The sequence below is a fragment of the Tropicimonas marinistellae genome (genome assembly GCF_001509585.1).
In the GTDB taxonomy this organism is placed as follows: Bacteria; Pseudomonadota; Alphaproteobacteria; order Rhodobacterales; family Rhodobacteraceae; genus Tropicimonas; species Tropicimonas marinistellae.
The window spans coordinates 442,003-464,784 of sequence record NZ_LNCI01000003.1; the positions used below are offsets into that span (position 1 = coordinate 442,003).

22 protein-coding genes and 1 pseudogene are annotated in these 22,782 nt (G+C 63.3%); 16 read left to right on the forward strand and 7 right to left on the reverse strand.

What is annotated here, in order from left to right:
* Positions 1 to 28: 28 nt before the first annotated feature.
* From cobW to ARC39_RS08340, 6 genes are all read left to right on the forward strand, one after another.
* Entirely contained in the window at positions 29 to 1,099 is a 1,071-nt protein-coding gene (gene cobW / locus ARC39_RS08315) for a cobalamin biosynthesis protein CobW (protein ID WP_068112850.1), read from the forward strand.
* On the forward strand, positions 1,096 to 1,551 hold the full coding sequence (locus ARC39_RS08320; RefSeq protein ID WP_236545156.1) for a GNAT family N-acetyltransferase: 456 nt from the start codon (positions 1,096 to 1,098) through the stop codon (positions 1,549 to 1,551). The genes cobW and ARC39_RS08320 overlap by 4 nt, the downstream gene beginning before the upstream one ends.
* Positions 1,551 to 5,366: a cobaltochelatase subunit CobN gene (gene cobN / locus ARC39_RS08325; protein ID WP_068112851.1), complete on the forward strand. Its 3,816-nt coding sequence runs from the start codon at positions 1,551 to 1,553 to the stop codon at positions 5,364 to 5,366. The genes ARC39_RS08320 and cobN overlap by 1 nt, the downstream gene beginning before the upstream one ends.
* Before the next feature lie 133 nt (positions 5,367 to 5,499).
* Entirely contained in the window at positions 5,500 to 5,907 is a 408-nt protein-coding gene (locus ARC39_RS08330; RefSeq protein ID WP_068112854.1) for a GFA family protein, read from the forward strand.
* Positions 5,904 to 6,512: a cob(I)yrinic acid a,c-diamide adenosyltransferase gene (gene cobO, locus ARC39_RS08335; protein WP_068112857.1), complete on the forward strand. Its 609-nt coding sequence runs from the start codon at positions 5,904 to 5,906 to the stop codon at positions 6,510 to 6,512. The genes ARC39_RS08330 and cobO overlap by 4 nt, the downstream gene beginning before the upstream one ends.
* 88 nt (positions 6,513 to 6,600) lie before the next feature.
* Positions 6,601 to 8,046 carry a cobyric acid synthase gene (locus ARC39_RS08340; RefSeq protein ID WP_078059159.1) on the forward strand — a complete coding sequence of 482 codons (1,446 nt, stop codon included), beginning with the start codon at positions 6,601 to 6,603 and terminating at the stop codon, positions 8,044 to 8,046.
* Between the two features lie 69 nt (positions 8,047 to 8,115).
* Here the strand turns inward: ARC39_RS08340 and ARC39_RS08345 are convergent, their stop codons facing one another.
* The 5 genes from ARC39_RS08345 to ARC39_RS08365 form a co-directional block, all read right to left on the reverse strand.
* Positions 8,116 to 8,478 (reverse strand): DUF1636 family protein, encoded by a 363-nt coding sequence (locus ARC39_RS08345; RefSeq protein WP_068112863.1) that lies wholly within the window; start codon positions 8,476 to 8,478, stop codon positions 8,116 to 8,118.
* 87 nt (positions 8,479 to 8,565) lie between these two features.
* Positions 8,566 to 9,813: a fumarylacetoacetase gene (gene fahA, locus ARC39_RS08350; protein ID WP_068112864.1), complete on the reverse strand. Its 1,248-nt coding sequence runs from the start codon at positions 9,811 to 9,813 to the stop codon at positions 8,566 to 8,568.
* Positions 9,814 to 9,960: 147 nt separating this feature from the next.
* Positions 9,961 to 10,164, reverse strand: a complete 204-nt coding sequence (locus ARC39_RS08355; protein WP_068112867.1) for a DUF2783 domain-containing protein — start codon at positions 10,162 to 10,164, stop codon at positions 9,961 to 9,963.
* The gene (locus tag ARC39_RS08360) at positions 10,161 to 11,783 is read right to left on the reverse strand and encodes an FAD-dependent oxidoreductase (protein ID WP_068112871.1); all 1,623 of its coding nucleotides are present in this window, start codon (positions 11,781 to 11,783) and stop codon (positions 10,161 to 10,163) included. Before ARC39_RS08360 ends, ARC39_RS08355 begins: the two co-directional genes overlap by 4 nt.
* Before the next feature lie 34 nt (positions 11,784 to 11,817).
* Positions 11,818 to 12,768, reverse strand: a complete 951-nt coding sequence (locus ARC39_RS08365) for an MBL fold metallo-hydrolase (protein WP_068112874.1) — start codon at positions 12,766 to 12,768, stop codon at positions 11,818 to 11,820.
* A 158-nt stretch (positions 12,769 to 12,926) separates the two neighbouring features.
* Between ARC39_RS08365 and ARC39_RS08370 the strand changes: the two genes are divergently transcribed.
* The 10 genes and pseudogenes from ARC39_RS08370 (at position 12,927) to ARC39_RS26145 (ending at position 21,288) form a co-directional block, all read left to right on the forward strand.
* Complete coding sequence (locus tag ARC39_RS08370; protein ID WP_068113262.1) at positions 12,927 to 13,421, forward strand: MarR family winged helix-turn-helix transcriptional regulator; 495 nt, start codon at positions 12,927 to 12,929, stop codon at positions 13,419 to 13,421.
* Positions 13,422 to 13,757: 336 nt separating this feature from the next.
* On the forward strand, positions 13,758 to 14,078 hold the full coding sequence (locus ARC39_RS08375; RefSeq protein WP_068112876.1) for a hypothetical protein: 321 nt from the start codon (positions 13,758 to 13,760) through the stop codon (positions 14,076 to 14,078).
* Between the two features lie 24 nt (positions 14,079 to 14,102).
* Entirely contained in the window at positions 14,103 to 14,891 is a 789-nt protein-coding gene (locus tag ARC39_RS08380) for a DUF4198 domain-containing protein (RefSeq protein ID WP_068113264.1), read from the forward strand.
* 87 nt (positions 14,892 to 14,978) lie between these two features.
* The gene (locus ARC39_RS25235; protein ID WP_201455728.1) at positions 14,979 to 15,317 is read left to right on the forward strand and encodes a FeoA family protein; all 339 of its coding nucleotides are present in this window, start codon (positions 14,979 to 14,981) and stop codon (positions 15,315 to 15,317) included.
* A complete protein-coding gene (gene feoB / locus ARC39_RS08390; RefSeq protein ID WP_068112883.1) occupies positions 15,310 to 17,817 on the forward strand; it encodes a ferrous iron transport protein B in 2,508 nt (835 codons plus the stop codon). The genes ARC39_RS25235 and feoB overlap by 8 nt, the downstream gene beginning before the upstream one ends.
* Positions 17,814 to 18,050 carry a FeoB-associated Cys-rich membrane protein gene (locus ARC39_RS08395; protein ID WP_068112886.1) on the forward strand — a complete coding sequence of 79 codons (237 nt, stop codon included), beginning with the start codon at positions 17,814 to 17,816 and terminating at the stop codon, positions 18,048 to 18,050. The genes feoB and ARC39_RS08395 overlap by 4 nt, the downstream gene beginning before the upstream one ends.
* A 76-nt stretch (positions 18,051 to 18,126) precedes the next feature.
* Positions 18,127 to 18,447 carry a hypothetical protein gene (locus tag ARC39_RS08400; protein ID WP_068112889.1) on the forward strand — a complete coding sequence of 107 codons (321 nt, stop codon included), beginning with the start codon at positions 18,127 to 18,129 and terminating at the stop codon, positions 18,445 to 18,447.
* Positions 18,448 to 18,468: 21 nt separating this feature from the next.
* Positions 18,469 to 19,368 (forward strand): ABC transporter ATP-binding protein, encoded by a 900-nt coding sequence (locus tag ARC39_RS08405; protein ID WP_068112892.1) that lies wholly within the window; start codon positions 18,469 to 18,471, stop codon positions 19,366 to 19,368.
* Positions 19,368 to 20,033 (forward strand): hypothetical protein, encoded by a 666-nt coding sequence (locus ARC39_RS08410; RefSeq protein WP_068112895.1) that lies wholly within the window; start codon positions 19,368 to 19,370, stop codon positions 20,031 to 20,033. The genes ARC39_RS08405 and ARC39_RS08410 overlap by 1 nt, the downstream gene beginning before the upstream one ends.
* A gap of 116 nt (positions 20,034 to 20,149) precedes the next feature.
* Positions 20,150 to 21,288 (forward strand): annotated as a pseudogene (locus ARC39_RS26145) (DUF4857 domain-containing protein).
* Positions 21,289 to 21,653: 365 nt separating this feature from the next.
* Here the strand turns inward: ARC39_RS26145 and ARC39_RS08425 are convergent.
* Positions 21,654 to 21,968 (reverse strand): c-type cytochrome, encoded by a 315-nt coding sequence (locus ARC39_RS08425; RefSeq protein ID WP_068112908.1) that lies wholly within the window; start codon positions 21,966 to 21,968, stop codon positions 21,654 to 21,656.
* A 77-nt stretch (positions 21,969 to 22,045) separates the two neighbouring features.
* Complete coding sequence (locus ARC39_RS08430; RefSeq protein WP_236545157.1) at positions 22,046 to 22,669, reverse strand: hypothetical protein; 624 nt, start codon at positions 22,667 to 22,669, stop codon at positions 22,046 to 22,048.
* Positions 22,670 to 22,782: the final 113 nt, after the last annotated feature.

The window sequence follows — 22,782 nt, forward strand, 5'->3', positions numbered from 1 at the left end:
CGAAGACCTGCCGCAAGGAGCCCGCGCCATGGCCCAGAAGATTCCCGCAACTGTCGTCACCGGCTTCCTTGGAGCAGGCAAGACGACGTTAATCCGCCACTTGCTCGATGCGGCGAATGGCAAGCGGATTGCGCTGATTATCAACGAATTCGGAGATCTCGGTGTCGATGGCGAGATCCTGAAAGGGTGTGGCGTGGAAGGATGCCGGGACGAGGACGTGGTGGAGCTGTCCAACGGTTGCATCTGCTGCACCGTGGCGGAGGATTTCCTGCCGGCGATGCAAAAGCTGGTGGAACGCGATGACGCCCCCGACCACATCGTCATCGAAACCTCCGGGCTCGCCCTGCCGCAACCGTTGGTGCGTGCATTCAACTGGCCCGATATCCGCACCCGTGTGACGGTCGACGGAGTCGTCGCTGTGGTGGATGGTCCGGCGCTCGAGGCCGGCAGGTTTGCCGCAAACGAAACCGCGGTGGACGCGCAACGGGCGGCCGACGAGACAATCGACCATGAAACGCCCTTGTCGGAGCTCTTCGAAGATCAGCTCGCCTGCGCGGACATGGTCGTGGTCAACAAGGCAGACCTGCTGGGCGGCACCGCCGCAGACGCCCTTGTGACGCGTCTGCGCGACGAGGTACGGGCTGGCGTCTCGGTGCTGCAATCGGAAATGGGGATGGTCGACGCCGCCGTTCTTCTCGGCCTTGGTGTCGGAGCGGAAGATGACATGGATGGACGGCACGAGTTGCACCACCACCATCATCATCATGATGACGACGACGAACACGACCATGACGACGAACACGCGCATGGCCACGACGAGTTCGAGAGCTTCGTGGTTTCGCGCGCCGAGATTGCCGACCCGACAGCCTTTGCCGAACACGTGGCCGAGGTAATCCGCACGCACGACATCCTGCGGCTGAAGGGGTTTGCGGCCGTTACCGGAAAACCCATGCGGCTCGCCATGCAGGCGGTCGGGCCGCGGATCGACAGTTATTTCGACCGTCCCTTCGGGTCCGGTGAACCGCGCGAGACCCGTCTGGTGGTGATCGGGCAGGCCGGATTGGACCGCGCAGCGATTGAAAAGGCACTGGTGGCGTGACCGGCCACGCTATTCGCCGGGCCGACCCGCGCGAGCCCGGCGCTACCGCGTTGCTCCTGGCCAGTCAGGCAATCATGCACGCGACGTCGCCGCCGGAAGCCCGGAATTATCTTCCGATCGAGAAACTTGTCGCGCCTGATATCCATTTCTTTGTTGCCGAGTGCGAAGCGGACGCCCGCGGTTGCATCGCGCTGGCGATCCGGGACGGGTATTGCGAGCTGAAATCCATGTTCGTGCGCGAGGATGTCCGCGGCTCCGGGCTCGCCGACGCATTGCTTGCGCATGCGGAGGCCGAGGCACGAGAGGTGGGCTGCGGCACGATGCGTCTGGAGACGGGTACGGGGCTGAAGGCGGCACTGCGGTTTTATGAGCGGAACGGATACCGGTTCTGCGGCTCGTTTGACGATTACACGCCGACCCCCTGGAGCCTCTACATGGAAAAGGCGCTCTGATGCATCTTCTAGCCGCCATCCCCGGCCAGGTTTCCGACGGTAGCGAGCCGATCGATCCGGGGCAGACGCCCGCCGACGTGATCTTCCTTTCGGCGGCCGACACCGAGCTGGCGGCGCTTTCGGAGGCCCGCCAGGTGCTGGGCGACGCGGCGCCGGAGTTGCGTCTGGCCAATCTCTCCTGGCTCTCGCATCCCTTCTCGGTGGACAAGTACATCGGCGACACGGCGGAAGGCGCTCGGCTTGTCATAGCACGCGTGTTGGGCGGTGGGGCTTATTGGTCCTATGCGGTGGAGCAATTGTCGGCCCGGTTGAGGGCGGCCGGCGTCGCAGTGGCACTTCTGCCCGGCGACGACAAACCCGATCCGGACTTGCTGGCGCTCTCCACTGTGTCGACGGATGACTGGCACGCGCTCTGGGCCTATTGCGTCGAAGGTGGACCGGAGAATGCCGCCAACCTGCTGCGTCTGGCGGGTCACATGCTGGGGAAGGGCGATCGGCCTGCGGCGGCCGAACCGCTTCTGAGGGCCGGTTTCTACTGGCCGGGAGAGACACGGGCAGATCTGGCGACGCTGAAAGCCCATTGGACCGAGGGTGCGCCCGTTGCTGCGATCACCTTCTACCGCGCCCTGCTGCAAGGGGCGGGGCTTCATCCGATAAACCAGCTCGTGAAGGCGTTGCTGCGGCGCGGTCTGAACCCGCTGCCTGTCTTCGTGGCGTCCTTGAAGGATCCGGTATCGGTCGCAACACTCGAGGGAATATTCGCGGATGCGCCGCCAGCGGTGGTGCTGAATGCGACCAGTTTTGCCGTCTCGTCGCCCGATCCCGGCACATGGCGGGACGGGAGGAAGCCGACGGTGCTCGATGTGCCGGGGGCGCCAGTGCTGCAGGTCGTTCTGTCGGGCGGTGCCGAGGAGACCTGGGAAAAGAGCGACAGCGGATTGGGAGCGCGCGACATCGCGATGAACGTGGCATTGCCAGAGGTAGACGGCAGGGTGCTCGCGCGCGCGATCAGCTTCAAATCGGAGGCGTATTTCGACGATGCGACGCAATGCGCAATCGCATCCTACCGTGCCCGTGGAGACCGCGTGCAATTCGTGGCGGAACTTGCGGCAGGCTGGGCGCGGCTGGCACGTACTCCTGCGGCGGAGCGGCGGGTCGCGCTGATCCTCGCCAATTACCCCAACAAGGACGGCCGGCTTGCGAACGGCGTCGGGCTCGACACGCCAGCGGCAACAGTCGGTGTCTTGAAGGCGCTCAAGAGTGCCGGATACCGCGTTGAAAAAGAATCGGAAAGCTCCGACGGATTGATGCAGGCCGTGCTGGCTGGACCGACAAACTGGCTGACCGAACGCGCGCAGCGGACGGGCGGCGTGCAATTGTCGCTGGAGGCCTATCGCAATGCCTACGACGCATTGCCTCTTGAGGTCCGGACCCAGGTGGAGGACCGTTGGGGCTTGCCGGAAACCGATCCATTTTGCGATGGCGTCGCGTTTGCCTTGTCAGTGCTGGATTTCGGCAATGTCGTGGTCGGCGTGCAGCCGGCACGCGGCTACAACATCGACCCTGAGGAAACGTATCACGCGCCGGATCTTGTCCCGCCGCACAACTACCTCGCGTTCTACTTCTGGCTGCGAAACAGCTTTGGCACGCAAGCAATTGTTCACATGGGAAAACACGGAAATCTTGAGTGGTTGCCGGGCAAGGCGGTTGCTCTCTCCGAAAGGTGTTTCCCCGAAGTTGCGGTCGGGCCGCTTCCGCATGTCTATCCGTTCATTGTCAACGACCCGGGCGAAGGTACCCAGGCCAAGCGGCGCGCACAGGCAGTGATCGTCGATCATCTTACGCCACCGCTGACACGAGCCGAGAGCTATGGCCCCATGCGCGATCTCGAAGTGCTGGTGGACGAGTACTACCAGGCGGCCGGTGTGGATGCCCGGCGGGTCGACTACCTGCGCAAGGAAATCCTGTCGCTCATGGAAGCCACCGGGCTCGACGCGGATGCCGGTGTAGTCACGGGGGATGACACCGACAGCCGGTTAAGGAAGCTCGATGCCTATCTCTGCGAGTTGAAGGAGAGCCAGATCCGCGACGGGTTGCATATCTTTGGGCGGGCACCGGAGGGGCGTCTGGCGCGGGATCTGATCGTAGCGCTCACACGGGTGCCGCGCGCGACCGGAAACGGTGGCGACGCATCGCTCATCCGGGCGCTTGCTACGGACTTCGGACTGAACTTCGATCCGCTCGACTGCGATCTGGCGGCACCGTGGGACGGACCCAGACCCGGTGCGATTGCGACGCTGGATGTTTCGCCTGCTGACGCAGACGACCCGCCGGGGCGGAAGGCGGGCGCGCTGCGCGCGCCCGCCTTCCGCCCCTCGTCGCGATCTCCGACAGGAGAGCGCAACCTCTGGCGCAGCCATGGCGACACGGTGGAACGGTTGGAGTTCTTCGCGGCCCGTTTGGTCGAAGGACATGCCGCGGCACCGGGCACTGCCTCGGCCGCCGTACTCCATGAGATCGAGACGCGGGTGCGCCCGGCAGTGGAGGCGTCCGGCGCCGGCGAGATGGCCGGGCTCCTCGCTGCGCTCGACGGTCGTTTCGTTGCGCCTGGCCCATCGGGCGCGCCAACGCGGGGGCGTCTCGATGTGTTGCCCACCGGTCGCAATTTCTTTTCGGTCGACAGTCGTGCGATTCCGACCCGGGCTGCTTGGGAACTCGGTTGGAAATCGGCCGCGCGACTGATCGACCGACATGTGCAGGATCAAGGCGATTGGCCGCGGGCCATCGCGCTGACGGCCTGGGGAACAGCCAATATGCGAACCGGCGGTGACGACATCGCCCAGGCACTGGCACTGATGGGCGCAAAACCCGTCTGGGACGAGATGTCCGGCCGCGTGACGGGGTTCGAGATCCTGCCCGCAAGCGTCCTCGGTCGACCGCGCGTGGATGTCACGTTTCGGGTTTCCGGCTTTTTCCGGGATGCCTTCCCGGCACAGGTCGATCTCGTGGCGTCTGCCGCGCGCGCTGTCATGGAGTTGGACGAAGCGGAGGCCGACAATCCTGCCGCCGCCCGCTACCGCCGGGAACGTTCGACGGTTGGCGCCGCGCGTGCCGGCTATCGCGTCTTCGGCTCGAAGCCTGGCGCCTATGGGGCTGGCTTGCAGGCGATGATCGACGAGCGGCTCTGGCGCGACAAGGGCGATCTGGCGGAGGCCTACCTTTCATGGGGTGGCTATGCGTATGGAGAGGGCGCGGAGGGACGCCCGGCAACGGACGATCTCGCATCGCGACTCGGGCAGACAGACGCGGTGGTCCAGAACCAGGACAACCGCGAGCACGATCTTCTGGACAGCGATGATTACTACCAGTTCGAAGGCGGACTGGCGGCAACGGTAGAGCATTTGCGAGGATCGGCGCCGCGTGTCTACCACACCGATCACTCCCGGCCCGAACGGCCGGTGATCCGGACATTGGATGAAGAGATCGGACGGGTGGTGCGCGCGCGCGCCGCAAATCCGAAGTGGATCGCGGGCGTGAAGCGCCACGGATACAAGGGTGCGTTCGAGATGGCCGCAACGGTCGACTACCTGTTCGCGTTCGCCGCGACGACAGGCGCGGTTCGGGACCATCATTTCGATCTCGTGTACGAGGCCTATCTGGATGACGACGCCACCTGTGCATTTATAGCCGACGTCAATGCCCCGGCGCTGCGGGAGATGGCGGAACGCTTCGAGGAAGCGATCGAACGTGGCCTGTGGGTCCCGCGCTCCAACTCCGCCCGCGCAAGACTGGCCGAACTGTCGAGATCGGTGTGACACGAGAGCGGAAGGATGTGGGTGTGCAATCGATAATAGCCGGATTTCCAACTAGGCATGCAACCCGAAGTGCCGGATGGCCGGTATTTGCCGCATGGTCCCGACGTCATGTGGTCCACGGGAAGACCGCCTGATGGATCGCGGTCACTGCCTGTGTGGAAACGTGCGGTGGGAAACAGATGGCGCGCGCCTCTGGTCCGGCTATTGCCATTGCGAAAGCTGCCGACGCAATTGTGCGGCTCCGGTTGCTGCTTTCTTCGGTGTCGAAGACGGCCATTGGCGTTGGGTGGGCATCGCGCCCGCACGCTACACATCGACCCCGGACGTCACGCGGTACTTCTGCGCAAACTGCGGAACACCCGTCGCCTATGCATCCAAGCGCTTCCCGGGAGAAACCCATTTCTATGCCGCGGGTCTGGATACCCCCGCGGCATTTGAGCCGGAATTCCATGTCCACTACGCCGAACACGTGCCGTGGATGATCGTCGCGGACGACTTGCCGCGCTATCCTCACGGCGGAAACGAGGGAGAACCCGAATGACCGACGACACAGACCGCCACAACGCCAAGATGGCCAAGAAGAAGGCCGCGCGGGACAAGATCATGGCGACGAAGACGGAGGAGAAGGGGCTTGTCATCATTCACACCGGAAAGGGAAAAGGCAAATCCTCGGCCGCTTTCGGCATGATCTTCCGCTGTATCGCCCATGGCATGCCCTGCGCGGTGGTGCAGTTCATCAAGGGAGGCATGGAAACCGGCGAGCGAGCATTGATCCAAGCCCATTTCGCGGAAGCATGCCCGTTCTACACCATGGGCGAAGGGTTCACCTGGGAGACCCAGGACAGATCGCGCGACATCGAGATGGCGCAGGCCGCCTGGGCCAAGGCACAGGATCTCATACTCGATCCGACGAACCGGATGGTATTGCTTGACGAGATCAACATTGCTTTGCGCTACGAGTACATCGACGTAACCGAGGTGGTTCGCTTTTTGCAGGAGAAGAAGCCCCCGATGACCCACGTTGTGCTGACCGGGCGCAATGCCAAGGAGGAACTGATCGAGATCGCCGACCTGGTCACAGAAATGGAGCTGCTGAAGCACCCGTTCCGCTCTGGGGTCAAGGCCCAGGCGGGGGTGGAGTACTGATGGCGTTCGGGGCGGCGGAGACCGTATCCAGAACTCAGGTGCATGAATATCGAAGTTCTTGCGTAGGACGGCCGTGACGCGCGCCCTGATGATCCAGGGCGCCGGCTCCAATGTCGGCAAATCGCTGCTGGTCGCGGGATTGGCGCGAGCCTTCACCCGACGCGGTTTGGCAGTCCGGCCCTTCAAGTCGCAGAACATGTCCAACAATGCGGCGGTAACGGCAGATGGGGGAGAGATCGGGCGGGCGCAGGCTCTGCAGGCGCTTGCCTGTGGGGTCGAGCCAATGACCGACATGAATCCGGTGCTGTTGAAGCCGGAGACAGACACCGGCGCCCAGGTCGTCGTGCAGGGGCGGCGGGTCGGGTCGTTGCGTGCGCGGGAGTATTCGAGGGCGAAATCCTCCCTCATGGAGCCGGTGCTGGAGAGTTTTCGGCGCTTGTCAACCGAGGCGGATTTGATGCTCGTGGAAGGCGCAGGCAGTCCTGCGGAGGTAAACCTGCGGGCCGGTGATATTGCGAATATGGGATTTGCACGGGCGGCGCACGTGCCGGTGCTGCTCGTTGGCGACATCGACCGGGGCGGGGTCATCGCGCAGATCGTCGGGACACAGGCGGTAATCGACCCGGCCGATGCGGAAATGATATGTGGCTTTGCAATCAACAAGTTTCGCGGTGATCCGCGCCTGTTCGACGACGGATATCGAGAGATCGCGGCGCGGACTGGCTGGAAGGGGCTCGGCGTCCTGCCGTGGTACGAAAATGCGCATCGGCTGCCGGCCGAGGACGCGCTCGACCTGGCGTCCGGACCGGGCGGCGGCCCGTTTCACGTCGTGTGCCCGGTGCTGTCTCGCATCGCCAATTTCGACGATCTGGACCCACTGAAGCTGGAGCCGGATGTGCGGCTGACGATGGTGCGGGCGGGCTCCGCGTTGCCGGGAGATGCGGATCTGGTGATCCTGCCGGGCACGAAATCGACCCGCGGCGACCTGGCCTTTCTGCGCGCACAGGGCTGGGACATCGACCTGGCCGGACATGTTCGCCGCGGAGGTGCGGTGTTGGGACTGTGCGGCGGCTATCAGATGTTGGGGCGTAAAGTTCTCGATCCAGAGGGGCTGGAGGGCGACCCCGGCGAAACCCAAGGGCTCGGCTTGCTCGATATCGAGACGATCATGGTGCCCGACAAGAGGTTGACCCGCGTGGTGGCCAGTCATGTTCCGTCGGGGGCGGGGTTTTCGGGCTACGAGATCCATATCGGTCGCAGCGACGGTCCGGACAGGGCGCGGCCCTTCGCCTCGGTGGACGGACGCGATGAAGGGGCCATGTCACCTGATGGCCGGGTCATGGGAAGCTACCTGCACGGGTTGTTTGCTTCCGACGGGTTTCGCAGCGCATTCCTTGCGTCCCTCGGTGCTACCGCTTCCGGTCTGTCCCACGGTGCGGCCGTGGAAACTGCGTTGGACGAACTTGCGGTCCATCTGGAGACGCATATGGACATTGATGCGCTGTTGGAGATGGCGGGCCCGGTGACTTCATAGAGGACCGCACGGGAACGATCGGCTTCCCAGAGACGGCATGGCAAGGTCGGCGTCGGACGGAATTTTCGCTCAATCCACGGGCGGGACGCGGGCAACGAAATGGCCTTTCACTCCTGTTGGCCATTGCCGGTAAGGCACGCTGCCCGTGTCGCTTTCCGCATACAGGCGTGCGTAGCCGGCGAGCGCTTCGGCGTCCTCATTGGTTCCATCGAAACGTCCGAGCACATACGTCATCTTTCCGGTGGCCGTGATCGCCGCATTGCAGCCGTGCTCGCAGCCCATCAGGCAGGCCACCCCTCGCACGGACAGGCCGGGCTCGGACGCGGCGGCCGACTGCGCCCGTTGCAGGAACGCCTCGCCGGCCGGGGTGCCCAGTTTGGTCTCGCGGTCTTTGCCGGTGCGGCACGTGGTGCAGATCGTGATCGTCGTCATGATTGGCCTGGAACTATGTCATCGGCCCTGATTGAAGCGTTCGGGCCCGACTGTCCAGTCTGCCGATGCGGAACGCTCCCCGCGCGCTCAGGGGAAGTCCGGAGCAGGCAGGACTCGACCGGTGCAATCGCCAAAGCCAATCCTGTATCCGTCACCGCGGGCTTCGCCCTGCAAGGTGAGCCTGTCGCCGTCTTCGATGAACGTTCGCGTAGTGCCGTCGCCCAGGGTCAGCGGTTCCTTGCCGCCCCAGGTGAGTTCCAGCAAGGAGCCATAGCTGTCTTTCTCCGGGCCTGAGATCGTGCCGGAGCCAAGCAGGTCGCCCACGCGCATCGCACAGCCCGAGGAGGCGTGATGCGCCAGCTGCTGGGCAGCGGAGTAGTACATCTCGCGGTAGTTCGTTCGGCTGATCGTGGTCGGGTTCTTTGCACCGTCAGGGCCAATCGTAACAGAAAGGTCGATGTCGTAGAGCATGGACCCGGGCTCCTCCAGGTATGGCAGGAGCGGCACCTCGCGTGGCGGGGTGGAGCGGCGGAAGGGCTCCAGCGCCGCTTTCGTCACGACCCATGGGCTGATCGAGGTTGCAAAGGCCTTGGCCTGGAACGGGCCGAGCGGCTGGTATTCCCATGCCTGAATGTCACGTGCGGACCAGTCGTTCAGGAGTACGTATCCGAAGATCATTGCATCCGCCTCGGCCACGCTGACCGGCGCGCCCATGGTCGACGGCTGGCCGACGACCGCGCCCATCTCCAGTTCGATATCCAGCCGCTTGCAAGGTCCGAAACCGGGCACGTCCGCATCGGGCGCTTTCGTCTGCCCGACGGGCCGGTGGATGTCGGTCCCGGAGACGACAATCGTGGAGGCGCGTCCGTTATAGCCGATGGGTATGTGCAGCCAATTTGGGGGCAGGGCGTTTTCGGGACCCCGGAACATGGTGCCGACGTTGAAGGCGTGCTGTCGGCCGGCGTAGAAATCTGTGTACTCGGCAACCCGGAATGGCAGATGCAGGCGCACCGAATCCATCGGGTGCAGATAGGGTTCGATCATGCCGGCAGAGGGGCTGCCTTCGCCGAGGTAGCCGAAGAGGGTGGCGCGGATTGCCTCCCAGGCCTCCGGCCCCTTTTCCATGAAACTGTTGAGGGCGGGTTCTGTGAAGCCCATGCGTTTGAGCAGGCCGCCGCGTTCCATTGCGCCGAGGTCGAGTACCCGGTCGCCGATCGCCGTGCAGCAGCGCGGCGCAATGCCAGCAGTCGAAAACACGCCGAACGGCAGGTTGTTCATTGGGAAGGGGCACATAGGGTCGTTGGCCGTTTCGACCCAGCTACGCAACAGGCTCATGAAAGTCCTCCTCTGGAATGCGGCAGGCAACTCGACAGGCGCGCTGTCAGTCACCCGCGTAAAAGGATCGTGCGCGCCGGCCAATCAGGCAACACCTCTCCGGCCGCCTGCGGCAAGACGCTCGCCTCCGGTGATGCGCGCGATGGGTTAGCGCGGACCGGCAGCCTTGGCCGCCGCGGAGAGTGCTTCGCTCAATACAACCCGGTCGCCGATATGGTTCGCCAGGATGAGCAGGAGACGAGCATTGAAGGCGTCGCTTTCGTCCTTGCTCAACGTCTCGTGTGCGGCCAGCAGGTCGGCATAGAAATCGTCGGCTATTTCTATGTTCGGAGTGAGCGTCAACGCAGTCATTGCGTGGCCTCCTGTGCGGTGGCGCGGCGCAGGGCGGCGCGAAGAAGTGGTTCGTTGAACTCGGTGCGGCGGGCGGCGACATGCTGGTCGGGCCGGATCAGGTAAACCGCCGAGGGCGCGTCGCCAAGATAGCGCTCCTTGAGTAGCCCGCTTCGATCGTTGGCGGTGGTAAGCGCCAGCCGTGTAACGGTGACGCCGCCTTCCTCGATCTCCTCGGGTGCGTCGCAGTCGATGGTCAGCAAGGTGAACCGATCGCCCAGTGCGCGCAGCAGGAATCCGTCGTCCAGCGGGACGTCGGGGCAGGGGGCGCCGGGGCGGGTGCGTTCCGGACCGCCGGTCAGCGCATCCGCGGAATTGAGCGGCGAGCCGTCATAGGTGCAAGGCACCGACAAGCGGCCCGAATTCACCAGTGGGCGGGCGAAGTCGTAGTGCTCCGACAGGTCGAGCACAGCATCGCGGAGAATGCGGCTCATTTCGGATTTCGGCGTGATAAAGTCGGTTGAACGAGAGGAGTTGAGGATATTCTCGTCCGCGCCGAGAATACGCTCCACATCGTAGCTGTCGAGCAAAGTATCCGGCGCCAGGCCGTCGATCACCAGCTTGAGCTTCCATGTCAGGTTGTCGGTGTCTTGGAGGCCGGAATTCGCGCCTCGCGCGCCGAACGGGCTGACCTGATGGGCGCTGTCGCCGGCAAAAATCACGCGGCCATGGCGGAACTTCTCCATCCGCCGGCACTGGAACGTATAGATCGATACCCATTCGAGATCGAATTTCACGTCCTCGCCCAGCATCGCCTTCAGGCGGGGAATGACGTTCTCCGGCTTCTTTTCCTCCTCGCGGTCGATGTCCCAGCCCAATTGCAGGTCGATCCGCCAGACCCCGTCGGGCTGCTTGTGCAGCAGGGCTGACTGGCCGCGGTTGAACGGCGGGTCGAACCAGAACCAGCGTTCGGTCGGGAAGTCGGCCTCCATGATCACATCGGCGATCAGGAAATTATCCTCGAAGACCCGCCCGACGAAATCGAGCCCGAGCATGGCGCGGGTGGGCGAACCGGCGCCGTCGCAGGCAATGAGCCAATCGGCTTCCAGCCGGTACTCGCCGTCGGGCGTATCCACCAGAAGCCCTACGTAGTCGCCGTGGTCGGTGACGGACAGAACCTTGTTCCGGCCGCGGATGTCCAGCGGGGCGCCTTCGGCCTGCAATTCGCGTGCGCGATCCACCAGAAATTTCTCGAAATAGTACTGCTGAAGGTTGATGAACGCGGGCCGTTCGTGCCCCTCTTCGGGCAAGAGGTTGAACTCATAGACCTGTCGGTCGTCGAAGAAGACCTTTCCGACGTCCCATTCCACGCCTTTGTCCACCATCTCCTGGCCGCAGCCGAGACGATCGAGAATTTCCAGCGGTCGCTTGGCGAAGCAGATGGCGCGGGAGCCGAAGCTCACCTTGTCGTTGTCGTCCAGCACGACAACCTCGACGCCCTGTTGCGCGAGGTCGATGGCGGCAGCAAGCCCGATGGGGCCGGCGCCAATGACGATCACCTTGTGGCGGGCGGGCCGTGTCGCAACCTGGTCGTCACTCCGCTCGTACGGATAGAGCGGAACCTCGAATATCTTGTTCATTTTCTCCTCCCCAGGGGCTCCCCAAACCCGCCAATTAGCCTTGCAACTGCGCCCACATCTCCAGGTCGCGTTCCGCCGTCCATATTCGTGGCGTGTCTATTCCGCGTGCTTCGTCGTAGGCACGGGCGACGTTAAACGGCAGGCAATGCTCGTAGATCGCATAGTCGGCGAACTTTGGGTCGCAGGCTGCGCGCACGGCGTCCCAGGCTTCCTTGAGCGAGCCGCCGCGGGCAGCCACGCGGGCGGCGGGGCGATAGGTGCTGTCGACGAAATCGCGGGTGTTCTCGATGGCCGCTGTCACCATGTCCTGCCCCATCAGCGCGTCGCCGCGGCCCGGTGCGATGGCGTCCACATGGAAGGCCTTGATCGCGTCGAGTGTGCCGGACCAGTCGTGGAAATGCCCGTCGCCGCAATAGCAGGCCGAGTGGTATTCCACGATGTCGCCGGTGAACATGACGTTCTGATCGGGCACGTGAATGACGATATCGCCTGCGGTATGGGCGCGGCCCAATTGCATCAGGTCCACCCGTCGATTGCCCAGATAGACAGACATGCGTCCGGTGAAGGTGGTTGTGGGCCAGGTCAGGCCGGGAATGCTCTCGTGTCCCTCGAATAGCCGTGGAAAGCGTTGGAACTCGCTGTCCCAATCCTCCTGACCACGTTCGACCACCATCGCGCGGGCGGCGTCGGACATCAGGATCTGCCCGGCGCCATAGGCGGAGGCCCCCAGCACGCGGACCGCGTGGTAATGTGTGAGGGCCAGATGGGTGATTGGCTTGTCAGTGACTTCGCGGACCTTCTCGATCACCTTGCCGGCGAGCCGCGGTGTGGCCTGTGCCTCGACGATCATCACCGAGTCGTCGCCGATGATGACACCCGAGTTCGGGTCGCCCTCGGCGGTGAAGGCCCAGAGCCCGTCGCCGACTTCGGTAAAGCTGATCTTCTTCTCGGCCGTGTCGTCCTGCGAAGCAAATGCTTTTGCCATGGCCCGTGTCCTTCCTGATGTGCCGCGTCTCTGAGGGGCGCGGCAGGGGTATTCTTGCGCGATCCGATCTCCGCGGCTAGGGTGAGCGGAATATCGTTGCAGGTGAAATGATTGTCAATGTCGTTTCAAATGAAATGACACGACCAGGCGAGGTTCGCATGCCAGACGTTTTTTCGTTGTCCGAGTTTCTGCCCTATCGGCTTGCGGTGCTCTCCGAGCGGGTCAGTCGGCGGTTGTCCGTGGTCTATGCAGAGCGTTTCGGGCTGACCATCCCGGAATGGCGCGTGCTCGTCCACCTGTCTCGGTGTCAGATGGTATCGGTGCGGGAAATCCATAACTGCGTGAATCTGGAGAAGCCGAGGGTCAGCAGGGCGGTGGCAAAACTGGAGGCAGCCGGTCTCGTGGAAAAGGTAGCCAGCGAAGCGGATCAGCGGCTCGTGGAAATCTCGTTAACCGAGGCAGGCCGGCAGGTGCTGAACAGTATCGTTCCCGAGGCGCAGGCTTTGGAAGGTCGTTTGCTGGCGGCGCTCTCGGCAGAAGAATCGGCGTTGTTCGTTGCGATGATGGAGCGCCTTCATGGCGTTCTCGACAACGACCCGCAAGCACCGCGCCGCTCCCGTATGGACACGATCCCGGACCAGCCAGACGTGTGAATCCCACTCCTCGGCTTGTTTGCCTGATGTGCGCCGGTGAGTCGGCCTCGGGCCTCGGGGCAGCGCGACCGGCCACGCGCGGCTTCCTCGCACGTTCAATCGTTTCGGAGGCGCCGCGCCGTTAGAATGCCGGGCCCTGGGTGGTGAGTTAAGAGAGGGAGTTCACGCGCGTTTTTTTTGCGACCGCGTGTCGCGCCGGGAGTAGTTGAGCATTTTACTCAGCGGGCGTATCCCGAACGAGACCGCAAAAGCTCACGCCAGATACGTCGAGCCAGGGCGGATTTGCGGTGTGCCGCGATGCAGGGTTCTGCACCGCCTCCGCTCCATGAGGAAAAAATGACAAACTCCATTCGGACCGCGCTCCTGTTGAGCGGGTCTCTTGCGCTCCTGGCCGGTACGGCCTCGGCGCACACACCGCTTTGTGCTTGTTACGACAATGGCGACGGCACCGTCCTTTGCGAAGGCGGTTTCTCGGATGGCTCCTCGGCCGCGAACGTGCCGATGATCGTGCGAGATGCGTCTGGCGAGGCGCTGTTGGAAGGTGTGATCGATGCCAATGGCGAGTTTGAGTTCGAAAAGCCCGAGGGCTTCCATGACGTTCTGTTCGACGGCGGCGAAGGCCACCAGATCGTCGTGCCGCAGGACGAAATCTACTGAGTGAATGAAGACGTGGGATATCCGATGAAGAAACTGCTTGCCGCCGCCGCACTGTCCGCCATTGCCATTTCCGCTCCGGCGATGGCGCATTTCCAACTCGTCTACGGCCCGGATGTGAATGTCGAGAGGCCGGGCGAGATGCCGCTGAAGCTTATTTTCTGGCATCCGTTCGAAAACGGCTATGCGATGGATATGGGCCAGCCAGAGGAGTTCTTCTACGTCCTCAAAGGCGAGAAGACCGATATTTCTGAAAGCCTTACGCCGATCACCTTCAAGGGGGCGAGCAACGAATCCGCAGCCTTCGAAGGGGTGCTGCCGGTGAAACGCAATGGCGACTACATCGTCGGTCTGGTCCCCGCGCCCTACTATGAGGAGTCGGAAGATATCTACATCCAGCAACTCACCAAGACCTTCATCAACAAGGGCGGCATCCCCACGGGCTGGAACGAGCCGGTGGGAATGAAGACCGAGTTTGTGCCGCTCAACAAGCCCTACAATGTGATCTCCGGCTCGACCTTCTCCGCCCAGCTTTTGTCCGACGGCCAGCCCTTGGCCGGCGCCGAGGTTGAAATCGAATTCATGGCCGCAGAGCCGGATATGGAAACCAACATGCCAGGGGACGTAACCGCCGAGCCGATGCCCGGCGGCGCGCTGGTCGCGATGACCGACGCAAATGGCATCTTCTCCTTCGGCATCCCGAAGGCCGGATTCTGGGGATTTGCCGCACTTGGCTCCGGCCCGGACACGGAATTCGACGGAAAAGAACTCAGCCAGGATGCCGTGATTTGGATCAAGGCGTTCGACCTGCAATAGGCGTTGCGAGAAAAACAGTAAGTCATGAAATCATCCCGTCCGGACCTCGCCGGGCGGGTCTCCCCCCCAAGAAGAACGGACGGAACGATGAGGCGCAGAGTCTTCCAGGCCATGGGATTGGGACGTGGAAACGGCGTGGGGCGCGGCGGACGCCAAAAGGGCTATCGCTGCCGGGATGCCTGTTGCCGCGAAAGGGATGACATAAACCTAAACGATATCGTTCCCGGAGAGGTTTGCCGGATCTGCCGGTTGCATGGTTGTGGCTCTGTCCGCCAGCGACTTCTCGATCTCGGTTTCCAGCCGGGCCGCGAAGTGAAGGTGGTCCGCAACGCGCCGCTCTACGATCCGATCGAGCTGCAACTCGGTGACAGTTTCATTGTCCTGCGTCGCCGCGAGGCCGCGCATATCGAGGTGACCCATGCCTGAGCGCGGTCCCTATCTGGTGGCGCTGGCCGGTCAGCAAAATGCCGGCAAGTCGACACTCTTCAACATGCTTACCGGGCTCACGCAGCATATCGCGAACTACCCGGGCGTGACCGTCGACAAGAAATCCGGCAGCTACTTCGCCGAAGGTAGGCGATACGAGGTCGTGGACCTGCCGGGCTGCTATTCGCTCGCCGCCTTCTCGCTGGAGGAACGTGTCGCGCGGAAATTCCTGCTCGAGGACAGGCCCGACGTGGTGGTCAATGTCATCGATGCGACCAATCTGCGCCGCTCCCTGCCGTTGACCTTCCAACTCCTGGAGATGGGGTTCAAGGTCGTCATCGCGCTCAACATGATGGATTCCGCCGAGCGCCGCGGGTTGGAGATCGACATCGCCCATCTGGAGCGCCGGCTCTGCGTGCCGGTGGTGCCCGTCGTGGGCCGCAAGGGCAGGGGGGAGGCCGAGCTTCGCGCCGCGATAACAAAAGCGGCGGTGAGCGAGCATGTGACCCCTGCAACACTGAACTACGGATCCTTGGAGGAGGCCGTCGCGCGGTTTCAGGCGGGCATCGCGGCCGACGCCGCCTTTCAGGATGTCTCCGCCCGCTGGCTTTCGGTAAAACTGCTTGAGGGCGACAGCGAGGCAGAGACGTTCCTCGGGGTGCGGCTCGACAATCCGCATGGGATGCTCGACGAGGTCTACAAGGCGCGGGACGCGTTCGAAGCCAAACAGGGCCTGAGTTCGGGCGACCATATCAGCGGCTGCCGGGACCGGCATGCCGCGGAGATTATCGCGGCCTCGGTGACCGACAGCAAGGCCGGGCAGGTGCCGGTTTCGGAGCGCATCGACCGGGTGCTGCTCAACCGCTTCGCCGCGCCACTCTTCCTGCTGGCGACGGTCTGGGCGATCTACCAGCTCTCCATCGTCCAGGGCTATGAGCTGACCAAGATCACCTGGCCCTTCCTGGCCTCCTTCCGCAATCTGATGGCCGGGATCCTGCCCGATGCCGGCTTCCTGACCGACCCGCAGATCCGCTCGCTCGGCCTGTGGATCGTGGATTCGATCAACACGCTGCTCAATTACGTACCGATCTTCCTGATCCTCTTCGCCCTGATCGCGATCCTGGAGGATTCGGGCTACATGGCGCGGATCGCCTTCATCCTCGACCGCATCCTGCACCGTTTCGGGCTGCACGGGCAGTCGACGCTGCCCTTCATCCTCGCCGGTGTCTTTGCCGGCGGCTGCGCGGTGCCCGGCGTGATGGCGACCAAGGGCATCCCCGATGCCCGCGCGCGGCTGGCCACGATCCTGACCGTGCCCTTCATGAACTGCATGGCCAAGATCCCGCTCTACACGCTGCTGATCAATATCTACTTCCCCGAGGCCAAGGGCTTGATGCTGTTCTATCTCTCCACCATCACCGTGGTGGTGGCGATGCTGGTGGCGAAATTGCTGACCTCCTCGGTGCTGCGCAACGAGGAAACCGCGCCCTTCGTGATGGAGCTGCCCTCCTATCACCTGCCGACGCTCACCGGCGTGGCGCGGCGCAGCTTCGATCGGACATGGCTCTATATCAAGAAGGTCGGCACCGTGGTCGTGGCCATCGCCATCGTCATCTATGTGCTGCTGCAATTCCCCGGCGTGCCAGCCGAGAAGCAGCTCGCCTATCAGGCCGAGGCCGAGGCCGCCGTGGCGCAGTTCTACGAGACACTGTACGGCAATCCGCTCCGGGCGGCCGTGGAAGATCCGGCCCGTCTGGTCGACCTCATCAACGTGAGTTCGGCCTACAAGGCGGCGCGGCTCAACGCCGGCAGCAAATCCGCTGTGGAAGCGATGGATGTTACGCTGGCCGAGGATCACCCGGATTTCGTGCCGTTTGTCCTGCGCAGCCGCGACGCCGATGCCAAGGCCGCCAACAAGGCGCTGCGCGACCTCTCCAAACAGCGCTCGACGCTGCGGCGCGAGATGCGGTCCGACCGGATCGAGGCCAGTTTCCTCGGCTCGATCGGCCGGGCCATGGAGCCGGTGACGCAATTCGCCGACTTCGATTGGAAGATCAATATCGCGCTTCTCTCCTCCTTCGCCGCCCGCGAGAGCTCCGTTGCCACGCTTGGCGTGCTCTTCGACCAGGACGAGGGCGAGAACGCGACGCTTGAGGAACGGATGGGCGAACAACAGGCCGGCGAGGGCCGCACCGCCGTCTCCGCCGTGGCGCTCATGCTCTTCTTCGCGCTCTACCCGCCCTGTTTGGCCACCGTCATCATGGTGCGGGTGCAAACCGCCTCAACACGCTGGATGGTCTTCTCCATCATCTTTCCAACGCTGTTCGGGTTGGCCGTCGCCTCCGCCGTTTTCACTGGCGCAACCGCGCTTGGGCTGACGGGATTGCAGACCATGTCCACGGTCTGGCTTGCGGCGCTCGGTCTTCTACTCATCGTGGCGCTTCCCAAACCATGGCTGCCGGACTTTTTGCCCGGCGGAACGCGGGAGGCGGCAGAATGACCGACAGCACACAGCCTATGATCGATATGGGCGCGGAGGCCGCCACCGGCCCGTTGGAATTCGCCATCGTCGCAATCATCGCCGGGTTCGCCTTCGCCTATCTGTTGCGCGGTTTCCTCCGCCGCCGGTCAAAGGCCGGTTCGGGCGAGGGGTGCACCGGGTGCCCGGGATGCTCTTCCACCGGGAGCTGCCCGCCCACGACGCAATTCACCTTCGAGCCCGGGAAGGAATAGCCATTGTTTTCCCGGCAGGGCGATCGTCACCGCCAGTCGCCCCACGACAAGACAGAATCCCGTCAAGGAGATACTCATGATCGCCAAGGTCATTTCGCCAATCGTGATGGTAGGCGTCATCGCCGCCACCGTCGGCTCCGCCATTGCGCACACCCCACTCTGCGCCTGTTACGACAATGGTGACGGTACCGTCCTCTGTGAGGGTGGTTTTTCAGACGGCTCGTCTGCCGCAGGCGTTCGTATCTACGTTAGCGACAAGTCTGGCAACATTGTCATCGACGCGAGCATGGACGAGAACAGCGAGTTCATTTTCGACAAGCCGGATGGGAAGTTCACGGTGATGTTCGACGCCGGCGAAGGGCACCGGATCGAGATCACGGGCGACGACATCTACTGATTGCACTGTTGAGGGGCTGCCATGAGGTCACAACCTGCCATCGCGGTGGACGGGCTCGTACATCACTACGGCACGCGCAAGATCCATGACGGGCTGAGCTTTTCCGTCGAACCGGGGCGTATCCTCGGCCTGCTGGGCAAGAACGGCGTCGGCAAGACCACGCTGATCAAGATCCTGATGGGGTTCCTGACCCCCGATGCGGGCCGCTGCCGCGTGTTGGGCGAACCCAGCCACGCGCTCTCGGCCGAGGCCAAACGCCGGATCGGTCTCGTTTTCGAGGGACATCTTGCCTATGACTTCATGTCCATCGAGGAGATCGAACGCTTCACCTCAAAATGGTATCCGAAATGGCGGCGCGACGTGTTCTACGACCTCGTAGACCGCCTGCACCTGCCGGTGACACATCGCATCCGCAACATGTCCGAGGGCCAGCGCAGCCAGGTCGTGCTCGGCCTGGTCATGGCGCAGGATCCGGACCTGCTGATCCTCGACGATTACACGATGGGGCTCGATGCCGGCTACCGGCGGCTTTTCCTCGATTATCTCGTCCACTATGCGCGAGAGGGCGAGAAGACAGTCTTCGTCACGTCCCATGTTGTTCAGGATATGGAACGACTGGTCGATGACGTGATCCTGATCCGCCGCGGCGCGCGGGTGCTGCAGACCTCGTTGGACGCGTTCATGTCGAGTTTCCGGCGGTACGATCTCCCACCGGGCGCCGCCAAGGGCGAGTTACCGTCCCCTGACGGCGCGCTACATCGCATGGAAATGGAGGCGGACGGGCGTCTGGAGGTCTTCGCTTTCAAGGAACAAGCAGAAGTCGAGGCGGAACTGCGCAAGCTCGGGATCGACGCTTCGGGGATCGCTCCGCGTGAAATGACGCTTGAAGACGCCTTCGTCGGCTACACGGGGAAATACTGATGCGTGCAATCGCCTACAAGGAGTGGCTGAAGCTACGCTCATGGCTGGGTTTCATCCTCGCCGCGCATCTTCTCTTTTCCGCCTGGCTCTACCTCTCGATCCGGCACCAGTTCCGCATCGAACATGCCGAGATGATCTATTACCAGGCCAACCATATCGGCCGGATCTTCTACGAGGACCTGCGCTATGTGCCGCTCCTGACCGGTGCGCTGATCGGCGCGGTGCAGTTCCTGCCGGAACTGATCCGGGGCCGGCTGCGCCTCTCGCTGCACCTGCCGACGGGTATTGTACCGCTGGTCTTCGCCCATCTCGGCGTCGGCCTCGCCGCGCTGCTGGTCTTCCTGGCGTTCGACCTTGCCGCGCTCGCTATCACCATCGGGACCTTCTTTCCCGCCGCTTTCATCGCCTCTGCGCTGCTCACGGCGGCGCCATGGGTCCTCGCTGGCATCGCCGCCTATCTCGGCGCGGCGCTGACCCTGCTGGAGCCGGATCGGCGCTATCAGGCGGCCAATCTGGCGATCTCGGCCGGTGTCGTCTGGCTCTGCCATCGTTCGGGGCAATACCAGGCCTATGACCTCGTGCTCATCGGCGCTGCGGCCTTCGTGCTGCTGCTTGCGCCGGCGAGCCTGCAGGCCGCGCATCGATTTCGCAACGGGGGGGTGTGATGACCTCCCGTTTCCTTTCCTGGCTGTCCCTGTCGCTGCTGACGGTGGCGTTAGCCGCGATTGTCTTGCCCATGGTCTACGCCATTGCCTACTCCCCCAAGGTCGCGCCGACGCATATGTTCTATTCGCCGGTGAAGCAGGATTTCGTCTTCCGTGAGCATCGCGGCCATCATGACTTCACCTATGCCACGGCCTCAGGCGAGACGTTTGATCGGCGCGCTTTCGAAACCTCGCTGCCATTCATTTACTACAAGAACATGGACATCTGGGGCCTGCTGCCCGTCGAGATTGGCGGGCAGAGCTTCGACCTGGAGACGATCCGCGACGCGCGGCAGGTCTTCGAACTGAAATCGCGCGAGGTCGAGGACCGGCACCCTTCCGTTCCTGTCTATGCGCTGCTGAACTCCGATCCGGACAAGGCGGGCCTGAGTTTTCCCGAAGATGTATTCCGGATGATGGCCGACCGCATGGAATTCGTGAATGTGGATGTGAACCGGGTAGACCCGGAACTCACGGAGCGCTTCACTGCCGCGCTGACGGCAGAGGGGTTTGCATTTCCCGCGCGGCTGGTTGCAGGAAAACAGACCATCCTGAAGCCTTCGACGAAGGGATCTTCCTTGTTGATGCCGGTGGGGCGACGTTCCATGTCAAACGGCTGGACGACGGTCCGGTGATCACCCGCACGCCGATCCCGACCGATCTCGCGATCCGGTCGATCAAGGTGCAGGAGAACAGGCAGCGCGTTTTCCTCGGCCTCGTCCTGACCGAAGACAACCGTCTCCTCCTTCTCAGGTCGGGTGGCTATGAACTCGTAGAACTGCCGACGGAGGGCTATGACGCGGATACGATGGATTACAAGCTTCTATTGAATCCTGTCCATCCCACGGCGGTTTTCGGCAACGACAAGGTGGTCAAGGCGGTGGCCATGACGCCCGACTACATTGAGGTCGCGAAGTATAAACGCCCGGTGCCGGGGACGAGTGGCATGTTGCACGAGAGGATTTCGAAGCTCCTCTTCCCCTTCGCCCTGTCATTGGCGCAGGAAAATAGCGGTTATCTCGCCTGGCGAGTGACCAGCCCCGGATTTATGGCGGTCGTCGGCAACCTGCTTGCCGTCGGGGCCTTGTTGCTGTTTGGCCGTATCCAGCGCATTCGGCCCGCGCGAATGATCTCGCAGATCGCGCTTGTGGCATTCACCGGGACCTTCGGCTTGCTCGCCGTCACGCTGGTGCCGTGGCCACAATCGACGCGGTGACCGTTTCCCCACGATTGCCGGGAGTCGAGGCACGGTAATAGGGAGCGGTTGATAGCGAGACGGTTCTGTTGCGCGTAGTTGCGAACAGTGGTTCACGGCGGACGTTGGTGAAAAAGTCGTCCGGAAATGGCGAAGTCGTGTTGGGCAGCTAGCGCGCCCTTCCGAGAGTGCGCCGTGGTGGGATTCCTCCACGGCGGGTGGGACCGTGTGATTGGGTCGAGCAGGCGCTTGATGTGGAACCAACCGGATCATGCGAGCGCGACACGCTGGAAGGGAGAATCTCTTCCTTCGGCATTACCTGCGCAACCGGTCAACGACATGGCATTGAATCGTTTGCGCGGGTGTTGAGGGCCGGCGATCCGCAGCTATTCGTCGAGTGTCTGGATATAGCCGACGATGTTGTCGATGTTCTCGGCAAACATGTACGTGTGGAACTGCGGCATCAACGTTGCATGGTCCGGGAACATGACCTTCATGCGCATCACCTGCGGGTCCATGTAGATCGCGATCGCCTGGAAACTGGGCGGATAGAGTTTGAATGCGCCTCCCGGCTCGATGTTGTGGCAGTTCGAGCAGTTCGCCTCGGCCATGCGCTTCCCCGCCGAGATGTTCGGTTCGTCGGCAAGGGAGGTGCCCGCGAAGCAAATGGAAAGTACTGCGGCCAATGCGGTGAATTTCATGTCGTCCTCCCCTTCTCATGTGATTGGATCTTGCGGGGTATTGTCTCACATCTCGTGAGCGGGCTCGTTGACTTGCCTCAAGACGGGGAGTTTGGGTCGTGCGGGGCCTGCCGGGCTTGCGGCCGGCTTGGCGGCGATTTCGGGAGCGCTTCGTCGGCGGGCAGTGGCGAGAGTCGGAGCCGGGGCTCTTGCGCGTCCACTGCCGGACCGAGTGTCCATGCCGCCGGCGGCGCCGCCCTGGCACGCCGCCGCTCCAGATGCCACCGGCTCTGTGCGGCGTCGTGCCGGGGAGCGAGGTGCCAGCGGCTTTCGACCCCCTGGGCGCCGCCCTCTCCGGGGGTGAGTATCACCCCCAACGGCGCCACGCTGCCTTCCGCCGCTCCGGCTTCCGCGGCCAGGTGCAGCCGCCGCACCGGCGTCAGTGCGGGGGGCTCCGGCAATTCGGCGACCACCAGCGGCACCGCGCCCGAGCGCAGCGCCTCCTCCATCGACCACAGCAAGTCACCTATCTGCCGGGCGTCAAGCAGGATCAGCCGCCCCGGATCGATCCGTGCCGCCACTCCCTCGCCGTTCAGCCGCTCCATTCGCCAGGATGGTGCAATCCACAGTATCGTCCCCGGCCGGGCCGCGGCCACCGCAAGCGCCAGCGTGTGGCGCGCCTGTCCGCAGAACTCATGGACCCGCGCCAGCGCGAGTGTCATCTCGCCCGTGACAGGCAGTGCGGGCGGGCCGGTGCGAGTGCTGCGCGGGAGAAGGGCATGATGGCGGGACATGCGAGGAGGATAGGATGTTCTTGATTTGTTCGCAATCGTCG